The 15,611-nt window shown below is 67.4% G+C and carries 15 protein-coding genes and 1 riboswitch; of the genes, 6 read left to right on the top strand and 9 right to left on the bottom strand.

What is annotated here, in order from left to right; all coding sequences use genetic code 11:
• Positions 1–109 precede the first annotated feature (109 nt).
• Positions 110–1,684 carry an aminopeptidase P family protein gene (locus NMQ03_RS14215; protein WP_255172723.1) on the bottom strand — a complete coding sequence of 525 codons (1,575 nt, stop codon included), beginning with the start codon at positions 1,682–1,684 and terminating at the stop codon, positions 110–112.
• 80 nt (positions 1,685–1,764) lie between these two features.
• Here NMQ03_RS14215 and NMQ03_RS14210 point away from each other — a divergent pair, with 80 nt between their 5' ends.
• Positions 1,765–2,613 (top strand): PHP domain-containing protein, encoded by an 849-nt coding sequence (locus tag NMQ03_RS14210; RefSeq protein WP_255172722.1) that lies wholly within the window; start codon positions 1,765–1,767, stop codon positions 2,611–2,613.
• 19 nt (positions 2,614–2,632) lie between these two features.
• On the opposite strand, the gene NMQ03_RS14205 is transcribed toward NMQ03_RS14210, so the two are convergent.
• The 4 genes from NMQ03_RS14205 to thiE form a co-directional block, all read right to left on the bottom strand.
• Positions 2,633–3,505, bottom strand: a complete 873-nt coding sequence (locus tag NMQ03_RS14205) for a site-specific DNA-methyltransferase (RefSeq protein WP_255172721.1) — start codon at positions 3,503–3,505, stop codon at positions 2,633–2,635.
• 8 nt (positions 3,506–3,513) lie between these two features.
• Complete coding sequence (locus tag NMQ03_RS14200) at positions 3,514–5,208, bottom strand: DEAD/DEAH box helicase (RefSeq protein WP_255172720.1); 1,695 nt, start codon at positions 5,206–5,208, stop codon at positions 3,514–3,516.
• A gap of 292 nt (positions 5,209–5,500) precedes the next feature.
• Positions 5,501–7,000 (bottom strand): RNB domain-containing ribonuclease, encoded by a 1,500-nt coding sequence (locus tag NMQ03_RS14195; protein WP_255172719.1) that lies wholly within the window; start codon positions 6,998–7,000, stop codon positions 5,501–5,503.
• 39 nt (positions 7,001–7,039) lie between these two features.
• Entirely contained in the window at positions 7,040–7,786 is a 747-nt protein-coding gene (gene thiE / locus NMQ03_RS14190) for a thiamine phosphate synthase (protein ID WP_255172718.1), read from the bottom strand.
• 27 nt (positions 7,787–7,813) lie between these two features.
• A riboswitch (TPP riboswitch) is annotated at positions 7,814–7,932 on the top strand.
• Here thiE and NMQ03_RS14185 point away from each other — a divergent pair.
• The 3 genes from NMQ03_RS14185 (at position 7,925) to NMQ03_RS14175 (ending at position 10,279) form a co-directional block, all read left to right on the top strand.
• Positions 7,925–9,226: an FAD-dependent oxidoreductase gene (locus tag NMQ03_RS14185; RefSeq protein WP_255172717.1), complete on the top strand. Its 1,302-nt coding sequence runs from the start codon at positions 7,925–7,927 to the stop codon at positions 9,224–9,226. It overlaps the preceding riboswitch by 8 nt.
• Positions 9,223–9,459: a sulfur carrier protein ThiS gene (gene thiS, locus NMQ03_RS14180; RefSeq protein ID WP_159631501.1), complete on the top strand. Its 237-nt coding sequence runs from the start codon at positions 9,223–9,225 to the stop codon at positions 9,457–9,459. The genes NMQ03_RS14185 and thiS overlap by 4 nt, the downstream gene beginning before the upstream one ends.
• Positions 9,460–9,463: 4 nt before the next feature.
• Positions 9,464–10,279, top strand: coding sequence for a thiazole synthase (locus NMQ03_RS14175; RefSeq protein ID WP_303693483.1), 816 nt, complete (start codon positions 9,464–9,466; stop codon positions 10,277–10,279).
• Between the two features lie 74 nt (positions 10,280–10,353).
• On the opposite strand, the gene NMQ03_RS14170 is transcribed toward NMQ03_RS14175, so the two are convergent.
• The 3 genes from NMQ03_RS14170 to NMQ03_RS14160 all read right to left on the bottom strand — a co-directional run bounded on the left by NMQ03_RS14170 (position 10,354) and on the right by NMQ03_RS14160 (position 11,666).
• Positions 10,354–10,656 (bottom strand): hypothetical protein, encoded by a 303-nt coding sequence (locus NMQ03_RS14170; RefSeq protein ID WP_255172716.1) that lies wholly within the window; start codon positions 10,654–10,656, stop codon positions 10,354–10,356.
• A gap of 57 nt (positions 10,657–10,713) precedes the next feature.
• Positions 10,714–10,938: a DUF3107 domain-containing protein gene (locus tag NMQ03_RS14165; RefSeq protein WP_159631504.1), complete on the bottom strand. Its 225-nt coding sequence runs from the start codon at positions 10,936–10,938 to the stop codon at positions 10,714–10,716.
• 62 nt (positions 10,939–11,000) lie between these two features.
• The gene (locus tag NMQ03_RS14160) at positions 11,001–11,666 is read right to left on the bottom strand and encodes a TetR/AcrR family transcriptional regulator (RefSeq protein ID WP_255172715.1); all 666 of its coding nucleotides are present in this window, start codon (positions 11,664–11,666) and stop codon (positions 11,001–11,003) included.
• An 85-nt stretch (positions 11,667–11,751) separates the two neighbouring features.
• Here NMQ03_RS14160 and moeB point away from each other — a divergent pair, with 85 nt between their 5' ends.
• Positions 11,752–12,951 (top strand): molybdopterin-synthase adenylyltransferase MoeB, encoded by a 1,200-nt coding sequence (moeB, locus tag NMQ03_RS14155; protein WP_255172714.1) that lies wholly within the window; start codon positions 11,752–11,754, stop codon positions 12,949–12,951.
• Between the two features lie 78 nt (positions 12,952–13,029).
• Here moeB and NMQ03_RS14150 read toward each other — a convergent pair whose 3' ends face one another.
• Positions 13,030–14,355 (bottom strand): glutamyl-tRNA reductase, encoded by a 1,326-nt coding sequence (locus tag NMQ03_RS14150; RefSeq protein WP_255172713.1) that lies wholly within the window; start codon positions 14,353–14,355, stop codon positions 13,030–13,032.
• 158 nt (positions 14,356–14,513) lie between these two features.
• Here NMQ03_RS14150 and hemE point away from each other — a divergent pair, with 158 nt between their 5' ends.
• Positions 14,514–15,608, top strand: a complete 1,095-nt coding sequence (gene hemE / locus NMQ03_RS14145; protein ID WP_255172712.1) for a uroporphyrinogen decarboxylase — start codon at positions 14,514–14,516, stop codon at positions 15,606–15,608.
• Positions 15,609–15,611 lie beyond the last annotated feature (3 nt).

The following is a 15,611-nucleotide window of genomic DNA, read 5'->3' as shown; positions in this document are numbered from 1 at the left end:
GTGCGTCGAGGTCCAGGAGCCTGACGGCGTCAGGAACCGGTGCCACAAACAAAGAGCGGGGCCGCTGGAATGATTCCAGCGGCCCCGCTCTTTGATTCTTCAGCCCCTGTCAGGCTTCTTCGGTCCGGTAGATGCCGTCCATCCAGTCCTCCACATCCTCCGCATTGCGTGGCAGGGCGGCACTAAGGTTGACGGGGCCATTAGCGGTCATGAGGATGTCGTCCTCGATCCTGACACCGATCCCGCGGTATTCCTCCGGGATGGCCAGGTCTTCCTTCTTGAAGTACAGGCCCGGCTCAATGGTGAACACCATTCCCTCGGTGAGGACGCCGTCAAGGTAGAGTTCCCGCTTGGCCTGGGCACAGTCATGGACGTCCAGGCCCAGGTGGTGGCTGGTGCCGTGCGGCATCCAGCGGCGGTGCTGCTGGCCCTCCGGGCTGATGGCTTCCTCCACGCTGACGGGCAGGATTCCCCATTCGGCCAGGCGCTCGGCCAGGACCGTGGTGGCTGCGGTATGGATGTCACGGAACTTGGTTCCCGGCTGGGCCGCCGCGAATCCGGCGTCGGCAGCGTCGAGGACCGCCTGGTAGACCTTGCGCTGGATGTCGCTGAAGGTGCCGCTGGCCGGAAGGGTCCGGGTGATGTCCGCGGTGTAGAGCGAGTCGGCCTCGACGCCGGCGTCCAGGAGAAGGAGCTCGCCGGCGTGGATCCGGCCCGTGTTCCGGGTCCAGTGCAGCACGGTGGCGTTGTTGCCGGACGCCGCGATGGTGTCGTAGCCCAGTTCGTTGCCTACCTCGCGGGCACGGGCGAAGAAGGCCCCCTCCACCACGCGTTCACCGCGTGCGTGCGTGAGGGCCCGCGGCAGGGCCTTGACCACCTCTTCGAATCCTTCAACGGTGGCCGACACCGCAATCTTCATCTGCTCGATTTCCCACTCGTCCTTGAGCAGGCGCAGTTCGGAGAGGGCTTCGCTGAGTTTCTCGTCCAGGGCGTCGAGGACTTCGAGGTCCAGGTTCTCGGGGTCCCTGGCCGTGTTGTACCGGGCCGTGTCCACCAGCGCGTCAATGTTGTCGTCAACCTTGCGGACCAGGCGGATGGAGATGCCGCCGATCTCCGGGGCGCCCACATCCTTGGTGATTGCCGTTTCCAGCTGGTCGATGTGCGCGGTGGCCAGTCCCAGCCGGGCCTCGAACTCTTCGAGGGTGGGGCGGGCCCCAATCCAGAACTCACCGGAGCGGGAGTCCGCGTAGAACTGTTCCGTGTCCCTGCCGGCCAGCGGCCGGAAGTACAGCGTGGCGCGGTGGTGGGCGCCGTCGTCGCCCGTTCCCTCTTCCACCGGTTCCAGGATCAGGACCGCGTCGGGCTCGTGGTCCAGCCCGAGGCCCGTCAGGTGGGCGAAGCCGGAGTGCGGGCGGAAGCGGTAGTCGCAGTCGTTGGAACGGACCTTGAGCGGCCCCGCGGGGATGACCAGGCGTTCGCCTTTGAACTGGGCCGAGATTGCCTTGCGCCGGGTTGCGGCGTAGCCGGCGACGGCGTCGCGCCCGGGGAGCTCCTGGCTGGACGGCGCCCAGTTGCTGGCCATGAAGGCTTTGAAGGCGTTGGAACTGGGCCGCTGGGAGCGGTTGTTGACGCGGTCCTCCAACGGCTGGGAAGCAGAGTTTTGGGTGTTTTCGGCATCGTTCACGGCACCATCGTCTCACCAGCGTCCCGGCTATGCGAACAGGCCTCCCCGGTCTCCTGTTCCCGGTCCACTACGCTGGATAAGTGAGGATTGACCTGCATGCCCACTCCAACGTCTCCGACGGCACCGAGACCCCGGCCGATGTCATGGCCTCTGCTGCCCGTGCGGGACTGGACGTGGTGGCCCTGACTGACCATGATTCGACGGTAAGCTGGGCGGAGGCCGCCGCGGCCGCCGCCACGTACGGAGTGGCCCTGGTGCCGGGCATGGAAGTCTCCTGCCGGACGGAGGAGGGCATCAGTGTCCACCTCCTGAGCTACCTGCACGACCCCACCCATCCCGGGCTGCTCGAGGAAATCACGAAGGCCAAGGACTCCCGCCTGACCCGCGCCGAACGCATGGTCACCATCCTTGCCGAGGACTATCCGCTCACCTGGGACGACGTGATCCACCATGTGGCGCCCGGAGCCACCCTGGGCCGGCCGCACATCGCCGACGCCCTCGTCGCCGCGGGTGTGGTGGAGGACCGGTCCGAGGCCTTCGCCTCCATCCTCACCTCCCGGTCCCGCTACTTCATTCCGCACTACGCACCGGACCCGGCCACCGCCGTTGAACTGGTCCGTGCCGCCGGCGGCGTGCCCGTGTTTGCCCATCCCGTGGCCTCCTCCCGGGGGCGGATCGTGGGGGAGCGGACCTACCGGGAGATGATCGACGCCGGGCTGGCGGGCCTGGAGATCAACCACCGGGACAATCCGGAAGAGGGCCGGGATTTCCTGCGCAAACTCGCGGCCAGGCACGGCCTGCTGATCACCGGCTCCTCCGACTACCACGGCACCGGCAAGCCCAACCTGCTCGGCGAAAACCTCACGGCCCCGGAGATGCTGGCGCGAATCGAGGAACTGGGTACGGGAGCCGCCGTCGTCCGCCCCTAAGGGGCAGGCAACACCCTGACTAGCTGGACGGGAAGGAGCTCAGGGTGGCGTGCGCTCCGAGCCGCTTGGCCATGATGTCGATGGCGGGCTGGTTCTGGTCCACGCACACGAACCTCCGGCCGAGCTTGGCGGCAACTGCCCCGAGGGTGCCGGAGCCGGCGAAGAAGTCCAGGCACCAGTCACCGGGCCGGGACGAAGCAGCGACCACGCGGCGGACCAGGCCCTCGGGTTTCTGCGTGGGGTAGCCGGTCTTTTCCTTGCCGGTGGGCGAGACGATGGTGTGCCACCAGACGTCGGTGGGCAGCTTTCCCAGCTCCCGCTTGGCAGGGGTCACCAGGCCGGGCGCCATGTAGGGCTCCCGGTCCACCTCGGCGCTGTCGAAATGGTACTTCGCGGGGTTCTTGACGTACACCAGGATGTTGTCGTGCTTGGTGGGCCACCGGTTTTTCGCCCGGGCGCCGTAGTCGTACGCCCAGATGATCTCGTTCAGGAAGCACTCCCGGCCAAAGATGGCATCCAGCATCACCTTGGCGTAGTGCACCTCGCGGTAGTCCAGGTGCAGGTACAGGGTGCCGTCGTCGGCCAGGAGACGCCAGGCCTCCACGAGCCGGGGTTCCAGGAAGGACCAGTAGTCGCTGAACGCGTCGTCATAGCGGTGCAGGGCGCCCTTGATCGTGTCGTAGGAGCGGCCCTTGAAGCCCACCCGGTCCCCGCTGCCGCCGGCGTTCACCACCATCCGCGTTTCCTGGCGCTGCTGCGGCCGGCCCGTGTTGAAGGGCGGGTCCACGTAAATCAGTGTGAAGGCGCCGTCCGGCAGCGTGGGGAGGTACGCCGCGTTGTCCGCGTGCACCACCAGGCTGCCGCCGTCCGGCGCCCAAACAGTGTCAGTCATCAGGGCAGTTAGGCCTCGGAGTTGCCCGGCTGGCTGCCGTTGTCCGCACCGGCCACCACTTCGCCGTTGCGGCGGCGGGTGCGTGTGCGGGTCCGGCGGGCGCGGTTGGGCTTTTCGCCCTCTGCCGCGGGTGCCGCAGCTTCGGCGGCGGATGCGGTCTCCGGAGTTGAGGTACGACGACGGCGCTCGCCCGGGCGTCCGGTGGAGTCATTGCTGCGGCCGCCTTCACGGCTGCCGCCCTTGCCGGCGTCGGTATTTCCGCGGCCCCGTCCGTCCCGGTCGCGTGAGCGGCCTGCGTCGCGGCCGCCGCGGCTGTTCTTCTTGCCGGTCTCGCCGAGGTCCTCGAGGACTTCGGCGTCGACACCGGCCAGGGTCCGCTTGTCACGGGGCAGGCGGCCCTTGGTGCCCTCGGGGATGTCGAGGTCGGTGTAGAGGTGCGGCGAGGAGGAGTAGGTCTCGACGGGCTCCGGCACACTCAGCCCCAGCGCCTTGTTGATCAGGCCCCAGCGCGGCATGTCGTCCCAGTCCACGAACGTGACGGCGGTGCCCTTGTTGCCGGCACGGCCGGTGCGGCCCACCCGGTGCAGGTAGATTTTCTCGTCTTCCACGCACTGGTAGTTGATGACGTGGGTAACGTCCTCGACGTCGATGCCGCGCGCGGCAACGTCCGTGGCCACCAGGACGTCCACCTTGTTGTTGCGGAACGCCCGCAGCGCCTGCTCCCGGGCGCCCTGGCCCAGGTCGCCGTGGATGGCGGCGGCCGCGAAGCCGCGGTCCACAAGTTCCTCGGCCACCTTCGCTGCGGTGCGCTTGGTCTTGGTGAAGATGATGGTCCGTCCGCGGCCGCGGGCCTGCAGGATGCGTGCCACCACTTCGGTCTTGTCCATGCTGTGCGCACGGTAGATCAGCTGGCGGATGTCGCGCTTGGTCAGGCCCTCGTCCTCCGGATCCGCGGCGCGGATGTGCGTGGGCTGGGTCATGTAGCGGCGGGCCATGGCGATGACCGGCCCGGGCATGGTGGCGGAGAACAGGAGGGTCTGGCGGACGGCGGGCGTTGCCGCGATCAGCGTCTCCACGTCCGGCAGGAAGCCCAGGTCCAGCATTTCGTCGGCTTCGTCCAGCACCACGATCTTGACGTTCTTCAGGCTCAGGTGCTTCTGCTTGAAAAGGTCGATCAGCCGGCCGGGGGTTCCCACCACTACCTCGACGCCCTGCTTCAACGCCTCCACCTGGGGCTCGTACGCGCGGCCGCCGTAGATGGTGGTGATCCTGGCGTTGCGCTTGCGCGCCGCCGTTTGAAGGTCGTTGGCTACCTGGACGGCCAGTTCACGGGTGGGAACAATGACCAGGGCCTGCGGTGCGCCGGGCACGGCCAGCTTGGCGTAGCCCGGATCATCCTGCCCGATCACGCGCTGCAGCGCCGGAATGCCGAAGCCCAGGGTCTTGCCGGTACCGGTCTTGGCCTGGCCGATGATGTCGTGGCCGCCCAGGGCGACCGGCAGGGTCATGGCCTGGATGGGGAAGGGGTGGGTGATGCCGGCGTCGGCCAGGGATTCGACGATGTCTGCGCGGACGTTGTAGTCGGCGAAGGACTTCTCCGCGATCTCGTGCGGCGTCTCGTCGGAGATGATGGTTTCTTCCGGCTCGATGGTTTCCGTGCCGGACTCATCGCTCAGGAGCTGGTGGGTATGCAATTCACTCACAGGGGAGTTTCCTTATTCATTTGGGCAATGGCGCTGCCTGCTCAACGGGCCGGCCAAGGCTGGCCGCTCCGGAGCACGCTCAGGCGCGCAAGCGATTCCAGTGGAAGCCGATCGCGGGCTATCTAAATGCTGGCACTGGTGACCAACGGGTAAATCTCAAGATCGCGTAGGGGCGGGCTTGTTGGTTTCAAATCAAGGAAATCAACGACCGGGCATCCAGTTCTACCCCTCCAGTCTAGCCGTACGGGCGCGGAAACACGGTTTCGGGCCGCCAGGGGCGCCCGCCGGCCTCTCAGGAAACGAGTTCGAAGTGGATCTGCCGGGTGGTGATGTCCGAGGAAACCAGCCGGACGCGGACCTTGGTGCCGGACTCCAGTTCGCCCGCGCAGCGTGCAGTCACCGCAGGTTCGGCGATCTGGATGATCCCCGAATTTCCGTTGCCGTTGCCGTTCTTCCCGTTCCCGTTTCCATTCTTGCCGTTTCCGTTGCCGTTTCCGTTTTGCGGCTTGGATCCGGAAATGACGATGGCATCAAACTCCTGCCCGATGTGGTTCAGCAGCAGCGCCGCTTCCACGGTATCCAGGGCCAGGCGTTCCATTCGGGAGGCCAGCTGGTCCGATCCCGCCATGATGCCCGGGAGCAGCGGCAGGGCCTCCCGCGCCCAGCCGGGGACGTTGCCGCCGTTGCTCAGGGCCTCGCAGATGACCAGCACGAAGCGGTCCACCAGGCGGCGCAGCGGCGCGGTGGTGTGGGCGTAGGCGGCGCCGATGGCCGACTGGATGCCGTCTTCGGGGACAGTGCCATCGAAGGCGGTGTAGGACGCGCCACGGAACAGCATGCCGGCTGAGTGCATGATGGCCAGCTGCCGGGGATCGGTGGGATCGAGCGACCGGAGGTACTCGCCGTAGCTGACTTCCCCGTCCCACGGCCTGCCCAGCACCTCGGTCTGCAGCCGGAAATGCCGCAGGGACCGTTCATCCGGTGCGGGCATGGTGCGCAGGATGCCCACTTTGCCCTCCAGCATGAGCTGTGCGGCGGCCATTCCGGTCATCAGGGAAATCTGCGCATTCCAGTCCTCCACGGGAAGCTGCGGAACAGCGTCGATCCGGTAGCCGCCGTCGGGCAACTGGACGATCTCCTGCTCAGGCATGTTCAGGCTGGCGCCCCCGCGTGCCCGTTCCAGCGCCACCCGCTTCAGCCCCACCTCGCGGAGCAGCCCCAGCACGGGCGAGGCAGTCCCGGCGTCAAGATCGGCCTGGGCGCCTTTGTAGCTGAGCTTGTCACGGCTGATGACCCGCGCCCGCCGGACGCCCACGGACAGCACTGTCGCGTCGCCGTCGAGCGTGAAGTCCCAGACGAAAGCCGAACACTCCTGGCCGGGCAACAGGCTTCCGGCGCCCTCGCTGATCACCTCGGGGTGCAGCGGGATCCGGCCGTCCGGGGCGTAGAACGTCTGTCCGCGGCGCCGGGTTTCGGCGTCCAGCGGGCCGCCCGGAGCAACGAACGCCGGAACGTCGGCGATGGCGTACATGACCCGGTAGCCGTTTCCGTCCCGTTCGATGAACACTGCCTGGTCCAGGTCCGTGGAGGACGCCGGATCGATGGTCACGAACTCGACGGCGGTCAGGTCGTAGGACGGCAGTTTCAGCGCCGCGATGGCGGCCCGGGCGTCTTCCACTGCTTCGGCGGGGTACGGCCCCGGCAGTTCAAGTTCCGTCCGCAGCAGGCCCAGCGCCTCTTCCAGGGCGTTCTTGTGGTCATGGACGTTGGGGGCCAACCGATGATGTGACACAAAAATCAGCGTATCCCCAAGTCCCGGAATTAAGCAGGCTCAGGAGCCGGTGCCGTCCAGCGCGTCGAGCAGGGAGGCGGCGGCGGCCGCGGGGTCGGGTGCCTCCGTGATGGCGCGGACCACCACGATCCTGCCGGCACCCGCCTCCACCACGTCCCGGACGTTTCCGTGGTCGATGCCGCCGATGGCAAACCACGGCACGGGATCTCCGGCCTGCCGGGAGGCTTCGGCGGCATATGTCACCAGTTCAGGGCCGACGGCGGCCCTGCCGGGTTTGGTGGGTGTGGCCCAGACCGGACCCACGCAGAAATAGTCCAGCCCTGACGGCCCAACCGTTGCGGCCAAGGCGGCGTCCACCTGGTCGGTGGTGTGGCTGGAGAGTCCAATGGCCGCGTTTCCGTTGACCAGCGTCCGTGCTGCCGGCAGCGGAAGGTCCTTCTGGCCAATGTGGAACACCGGTGCCCCGGACAGCACGGCGATGTCCGCACGGTCGTTGACGGCCCAGAGCCGGCCGTGGCGTACCGCTGTTTCCTTCAGGACCGCCAGGAGGTCCAGTTCCTCTGCGGCCTCGATGGTCTTGTCGCGCAGCTGGATGATGTCCACGCCGCCGGCAAACGCGGCGTCAACGAACTCCGCGAAATCGCCGCGCGCCGTCCGTGCGTCGGTGCAGAGGTACAGGCGGGTTGCCTTGAGGGCGTCGCTGTGGGGCGTTGGCAACTTCGGCGGTGAGGGCCGCGGTGGCTGGAGCGTGGGGGCGGCGGGCAGGGATGAGGCGGACACATTCATGCCTGCAAGCCTAGTTCCTCTAAACTGGGCAGGTACTGCGGGAGCCTGCGGCAGCTGTCACAAAGCGCCGGGCTGAGAGGGCGTCAGAGCCGACCGCTTGACCTGATCCGGTTAATGCCGGCGTAGGGAAGGAACCACATGCGCAACCCCGTTGACAATGTCCCCGGGCCCGCCCATACCGGCATCCAGTCCACCGTCCGGGCCGACGTCGCCGTCATCGGCGGGGGAGTGGTGGGCCATGGCATCGCCTGGGAGGCGCAGCGTTCCGGACGCTCCGTTGCCCTGATCGATGACGCACCCGGAAACGGTGCCAGCTGGGCCGCCGCGGGCATGCTTGCCCCGGTCAGCGAACTTCACTACCAGGAGGAGGACCTCCTGGAACTGATGCTTGAGGCATCGTCCCGCTGGCCCGGGTTCGCCGCGGGGATCGCCGGCGCGACGGGGGCGGATTGTGGATACCTGACGACGCCGACACTCGCCGTGGGTGCCGACGCCGCGGACCGCCGCGCGCTGATGGACCTCCGCGCGGTACAACAGGCCAACGGACTGGGGGTGGAGCCCCTGGCCGTGCGCGAAGCCCGCAAACGCGAACCGCTGCTCAGTCCCGCCATCGCCTGCGCCCTGGACACACCCGCAGACCACCAGGTGGATCCCCGGCGCCTGGTGGCAGCCCTGCGGCTGGCCCTCGCGGGCGCTGCTCTTAGGTCCCCGGAGCTGGCCGCCGCCGGAGCGGTGGACGGGTATGCCGTACCCGACCGGGCCGCCGGCCTGCTGTGGGAGGGCGGAACGGTTACCGGTGCCAGCCTCGCCGGCGGCGGCACCGTCCTGGCGGCGGAAACCATCGTGGCCAACGGCCTGCAGGCAGGGGACCTTGGGGGCCTGCCCGACGGCCTCGACCTGCCACTGCGCCCAGTCCACGGGGACATCCTCCGCCTCGCCGTTCCGCAGCACCTCCAGCCCCTGGTGACCTCCACGGTGCGCGGCCTGGTTCACGGCGTCCCCGTCTACATCGTCCCCCGGCAGGACGGAACCGTGGTGATAGGGGCAACCCAGCGCGAGGACGCGCTCTCCGATGCCGTGAGCGCCGGAGGCGTCTACCAGCTGCTGCGGGACGCGCAGGCGCTGGTGCCCGCCGTCGCCGAACTGGAACTGCTCGAGTGCACCGCCCGGGCCCGCCCCGGTACCCCTGACAACGCGCCCCTGCTGGGCCGCGTGCGGGTGGATCCGGGGTCCGGAAACCCTGCCGACGGGCACGTCCCGGGACTCATCATCGCCACCGGGTTCTTCCGGCACGGCGTCCTGCTCACACCCGCCGCAGCCGCCATCTGCACGGCGCTGCTGGACGGTACATCCGATTCCCGCTGGGCGCCCTTCAGCCCGGAGCGGTTCTCCCGGCCGGCGGCAGCCGCCACCACACCCCACATCAAGGAGACAGCGTGAACATCACCCTGAACGGAAATACGCACGAGGTGGCCGACGGCGCCTCCATCACCACGCTCGTCAGCCAGGTCACCGGGCGCCCGCTGGCACCCAACGGACAGGCGACGGACGGCGGGAAACTGGGCGTCGCCGTCGCGCATAATGCCCAGGTGGTGCCGCGCAGCCAATGGTTCGCCACCGCGCTCGCCGAGGGCGACGATATTGAACTTGTCACTGCAGTACAGGGAGGCTGACGCCATGACCGAAACCAACACCATCAACCCCGCCGGAAACGCGGGTGCCGCCGACGCCCTGGTGATTGACGGCGTCGCCCTCGGATCCCGGCTCATCATGGGCACGGGCGGGGCACCCAGCCTGGACGGCCTGGGCGCAGCGCTGCTGGCCTCCGGCACCGCCCTGACCACAGTGGCCATGCGGCGGTACTCCACGGCTGAAACCGGGTCGCTGTTCCAGCTGCTGGTGGACCATGGGATCCGCGTGCTGCCCAACACTGCCGGCTGCTTCACGGCCAGGGACGCGGTCCTTACTGCGGAACTTGCCCGGGAGGCTCTGGAGACCGACTGGGTGAAACTGGAGGTCATCGCGGACGAGCAGACCCTCCTGCCGGACGCCGTGGAGCTCGTGGACGCCACGGAGCAGCTGGTCAACCGGGGGTTCAAGGTCTTCGCCTACACGAATGACGACCCCGTGCTTGCGCTGCGGCTGGAGAACCTCGGCGCCACGGCCGTCATGCCGCTGGGCGCCCCGATCGGCACCGGACTGGGAATCCTGAACCCGCACAACATCGAGCTCATCGTTTCCCGCGCCTCGGTGCCGGTGGTTTTGGACGCGGGGATCGGCACGGCGTCAGACGCCGCGCTGGCCATGGAGCTGGGTTGCGACGCCGTCCTGCTGGCCACGGCAGTGACGCGGGCCCAGAACCCCGCGCTCATGGGCGAGGCGTTCAAGCATGCAGTGATCTCCGGCAGGATGGCCAGGGCCGCCGGGCGCATCCCTCGCCGGGAGCACGCCCTTGCCTCGTCCGCGATGGAGGGCCGGGCGGAGTTCCTCTGACCCCACCGTGAGACAGGTGTGGCCACCACCCGGATGGGTGGTGGCCACACGCGTATTTACTGACCTGCCGGCGGTCAGCGCCGCAGAATGACAGTCAGCCGCTCCGTGTCCCGGCGCGCACGGGTACGGCCCAGGTAGACGACGGCGGCGACGGCTGCAGCTACTCCGACGACAATGGGCAGGACCCACGGAAGCCAGGTGGTCCCCGGCAGGTAGCCGAAGCCCGCGGTCATCAGGATGATCCACGCCAGCGCCGCAACACCCGCGGCAACACCGGCCGGCACTGCCGCGCCGTATTTGGCATGCCGCTTGTCATTGGCCCAGACGACGAAGCCGGCGGCGACGGTTGCCAGCACCACGATGGTCAGCGAAAGCATGGATCTCCTTGGAAAACTGCGGTGGCCCTGGAAGGGCAGAGGCTGAAACGGGCCGGCCTAGAACTGGCCGAAACCTACGCGCCGGACCTCCTCGGCACCAATTTCCACGTAAGCCAGCGCGTTGCCCGGAACAATGATCAGGCGTCCTTTGTCATCCTTCAGGCGCAGTTCGCTGCCCTCATTAATGGCTTCGCCAACAACCTTGGCCACCGTCTCCGCATCCTGGGTTGATTCCAGCACGATTTCGCGGCCAACGTTCTGAACGCCGATCTTAATTTCCAAGGGGGCCTCCCAGCCTGTGAAAGTACTCGTGTTTCTCTACGAGGTGTTGTCTTATTTGTAGTCTAGGACTCTTTGGGGAAGCGAGAGATTCCGCGCCAAGCTAAACGGTAGATGAGGTCGCTGGCCACATCGAGGTCCAGGTTGCCGTCCGTTTCCAGCCAGTACCGGGCGCTGACCTGGGCCATTCCGGCCAGGCCGCGGCCCAGGAGTTCGGCTTCCAGGTGGGGGAGCTTGGTGTCCTCCGCAATGACCCGGGCGATGGCGTCGGCGAAGGTCCGGTTGAAGGTTTCGAGCCGCGAGCTGACATCGGGATCGTTGATCAGGTCGGACTCGAACACCAGGCGGTGGGCCTGGTCGTCATTGGCGATGAAGTGGAAGTAGGCGCGCATGACGGCCTGGACGCGTTCATCATTGTCCGTGGTGGAGTTCAGGGCGCCCAGCATCAGTTCGGTCAGTGAGGCCAGGTGGCTTTCCAGCAGGGCGAGGTAGAGGTCGCGCTTGGAAGGAAAGTGCTGGTACAACACCGGTTTGCTCACATGGGCGGTTTCTGCAATCTCATCCATCGCCGCACCGTGGTAGCCGTTGGCTACGAACACCTCCTGGGCCGCGGCAAGGAGCTGTGCGCGGCGCTCATCCCGGGGCAAGCGGGCGGACCGCTGGCCTGCGGGGCGGGAGGGAGTTTGGGGTGCGGCGGAGGTCGGACGGTCAGCCCGTGCTTCAGGGACCACAGTTGTCCTTCTTTCCATTGCAGTTACCCTTCACTTTACTGCGGGGTAATATGACCCGGCGGTATCCCGGGGCATACATTGAAGTATGGCTTCGACTTTCACCGCAAATGTTGCAACCCCTGCCCTGGATCCGCTGGTGGAACCGGCTGCAGGCCTCACCCCCGCCGAGGTTGAACGGTACTCCCGGCACCTGATCATTCCCGAGATCGGCGCGCTGGGGCAGCGGCGGCTCAAGAACGCCAAGGTGCTGGTCATCGGCGCCGGCGGCCTGGGTGCCCCCGCCCTGCTGTATCTCGCCGCGGCCGGGGTGGGAACGATCGGAATCATCGACGACGACGTCGTGGACTTGAGCAACCTGCAGCGCCAGGTGATCCACGGCGTCAGCGACGTGGGCCGCCCCAAGATCGAATCGGCGCGCGATGCCATTGCCGAGCTGAACCCGCTGGTTGACGTCCGGCTGCACAACGTGCGCCTGGACTCATCCAATGCCCTGGAACTGTTCAGCGGGTACGACCTCATTCTTGACGGTGCCGACAACTTCGCCACCCGGTACCTGGTGAACGATGCCGCCGCCATCCTGGGCAAGCCCTACGTGTGGGGCTCCATTTTCCGTTTCGATGGCCAGGTCAGTGTGTTCTGGGAGAAGCACGGACCCACCTACCGGGACCTGTACCCCGAGGCACCGCCTGCCGGTTCCGTGCCGTCCTGCGGTGAGGGCGGCGTCTTCGGCATGCTGTGCGCTGCCGTGGGATCGCTCATGGTGACCGAAGCGGTGAAGCTGATTACCGGCGTCGGACGTTCCCTGCTGGGCCGCGTGGCCCTGTTTGACGCACTGGGCGGCAGCTGGCGTGAAATTCGCGTGTCGAAGGACCCGGCTGCCCAGCCCATCACGGAACTCACTGACTACGAGGCGTTCTGCGGCATCGCCCCGGCCGCCCCGTCGGACACGGAACACATCGTCACAGCCACCCAGCTGGCCACCATGCTGGCCTCACGGAAAGCCGGGCTCAAGGACTTCGAACTGGTGGATGTCCGCGAGTCGGGGGAGTACGACATCGTCCGGATCGACGGGGCCAAACTCATCCCGCAGGGACGCATCCTGGCCGGGGAGGCCTGGGATGAACTTCCGCAGGACCGGGACATCGTGTTCCACTGCAAGGCCGGTACACGCTCCGCCAACGTCCTGGCGGCGGCCCGGCAGGCCGGCTATCAGCGGGTCAGCCATCTCGACGGCGGGATCCTGGCCTGGGTGCGGGATGTGGAACCCGGGAAACCGGTCTACTGACCGGTTGCTCTATCAGATATGGCTCGCAAACCGGTGGTTTAGGAGCCATATCTGATAGAGCAAGGGGGTGTTTGTGGGTCAGGCGGTCTCGCGGCCCTTGTGGTCCACCGGGCACTCGGCCTCCACCACTGCCGTCGCGGCCGTGCCGGGCTGCTCGACGGTGATGCCGTACAGCGCTTCAAGCGCCGCAACGTAGTCATCCTGCTGCCCGTTTGCGGCGAGTTCGCGGGCGCGGACGGTGGGGACGTGCAGCAACTGCTTGACCATGCGGCGGAGTGCGAACTCCACTTCTTCGGCGGCAGCGGTGCAGCCGTGGCGGGCACGGACCTTTTCCATCTCCGCGTCCAGCACGTTCATGGTGTGGCGGCGCAGGGCAACGATGGCGGAGTCCACGGAGCGGGCTTCGCGCTCCTGTTCGAAGGCTTGGGCGGCGCCCTTGACGATGCCGCTTGCCTGGGCCAGCGATTCCGCCTGCTCCTGCGGTGCTGCCAGGCGCACCGATTCCAGGGTCAGCAGTTCCACGCCGTCCAGCTCGCCGACGGCAGGATCGAAATCGTGGGTGAGCGCCAGGTCGATGGCAATCAGGGGCTGGGGTGAGTCCGCACGGACCTGGGCCAGTTCGTCAGCTTCAACCCGGGTGTCCGAGCCGCTGCAGCCGATCATGACGTCGGCGGCGGCGACCGCCGGGCGCAGTGAATCCACGTCCAGGGCGGACCCGCCGCGCGAGGCCACGAATCCTTCGGCCCGGCCGGACGAGGAGTATACGGAGATGTCCGTGCAGCCGCGTTCACGCAGCAGTGCCATCGTGGCGCCGGCGTACGCGCCGGTCCCGAACAGCACAACCTTCTTGGTCGACCAGTCGGGGTTTTCGGAAAGATCGGTGGCCAGGTCCAGGGCCACCGAAACGATGGAAAGCCCCCGGGAACCGAGGGCCGTCTGCGCGCCGACGTCCTTGGCGGTTTTCGAGGCGGCCTGGAACAGCCGGACCAGGCCGGCGCTGGCAGTACCGTCGTGCTGTGCGGTGATGAGGGCGCGGCGCACCTGGCCGGCGATCTCGCGTTCACCAACGACGGCGGAGTCCAGTCCGGCGCTGACGGCGAACAGGTGCTGGGTCACCTCGGGACCGGTCCGGGTACTGAAGGAGCGTGACACGAGGGGCTCGGAGAGTCCGCTGGCCTGGCTGATCCGCGACACCAGCGCCGCCCGGGCCGCTTCGACGTCGTTCGGATTGGGAGCTTCGCCGTAGATCTCATAGCGGTTGCAGGTGGCGAGGACCACCGCTCCGGCCACGGCGGGGGATTCGGTGAGCGCGGATGCGGCAATCCCGGAGGAACCGTTGCTCAACTGAGCAACGGTTTCAAGATCGATGTCGGCGTGTGTAGCCACCAATGAGAAAAGAACCACAGCAGACCAATCATAGCTTTTTCGTTGCCCGGTAGAACAACCACCGGAAAGGATAGTCGCCACACCTGGACGTGATCCGTGCCACCTCGGCGATTCCCGTGCCCTCAGCGACAGGTTGTCGTTATCTTTTGCAGCTCTTTTTGGGCACAATCAAAAGCATGACTCCTAGCCCTGCCGTCTCCGCTGCCGGCACCCTCGCCGCAGACCATCCACTGATGGACGGCCGCACAGCAGACTCCCCGCTGATCACGGCCTACCGCGGCGGCAAGCCGTCCCGCCGTCCCGTCTGGTTCATGCGGCAGGCCGGCCGGTCGCTGCCCGAATACCTCAAGGTGCGCGAAGGCATCGCCATGCTGGACTCCTGCCTCCGCCCGGAGCTGGCCTCTGAGATCACGCTCCAGCCCGTCCGCCGCCATGATGTCGACGCCGGCATCTTCTTCTCCGACATCGTCATCCCGCTGAAGCTCGCGGGCGTGGGCGTGGACATCGTGCCCGGGGTCGGGCCGGTCCTCGACAAACCGGTACGCACGGCAGCCGATGTTGCCGCCTTGCCGCAGCTCACATGGGAAGCCCTGGAGCCGATCCGTGAAGCCGTCCGCCTCACGGTGGCCGAACTGGGCAAGACGCCCCTGATCGGTTTCGCCGGCGCACCGTTCACGCTGGCCGCCTACATGGTGGAAGGAAAGCCGTCCCGCGACCACCTGGGCCCGCGGACCATGATGCACGCCGACCCGGAGACATGGAACGCGCTGGCCAACTGGGCTGCCGACGCTTCCGGCATGTTCCTCCAAGCCCAGCTGGAGGCCGGCGCCTCCGCCGCCCAGCTGTTCGACTCCTGGGCGGGCTCGCTGGGGCTGGCCGACTACACCAAATACGTTGCGCCGGCGTCGTCCCGTGCCCTGGACCATGTCCGCCACCTGGGTGCCCCGCTCATCCACTTCGGCACCGGCACGTCCGAACTCCTCGTGGCCATGCGGGACGTTGGAGTGGACGTGGTGGGCGTTGACTACCGGCTGCCGCTCGATGAGGCGAACCGCCGGCTGGGCGGAACCGTGCCGCTGCAGGGAAACATCGACCCCGCGCTGCTGGCAGCACCCTGGGACGTCCTGGAAGCGCACGTCCGCGAGGTCATCGCCGCCGGCGCCGGCGCCCCGGGCCATGTCCTGAACCTGGGACACGGCGTACCGCCCGAAACGGACCCTGACGTCCTGACCCGGGTGGTGGAGCTTATCCACTCCATCTCGCCGGAGTAACCG

The sequence above is a fragment of the Arthrobacter sp. DNA4 genome (assembly GCF_024362385.1).
Taxonomy (GTDB): domain Bacteria; phylum Actinomycetota; class Actinomycetes; order Actinomycetales; family Micrococcaceae; genus Arthrobacter.
The sequence above is the reverse complement of the archived record's forward strand: the minus strand, read 5'-3'. Positions and strand labels throughout refer to the sequence as shown.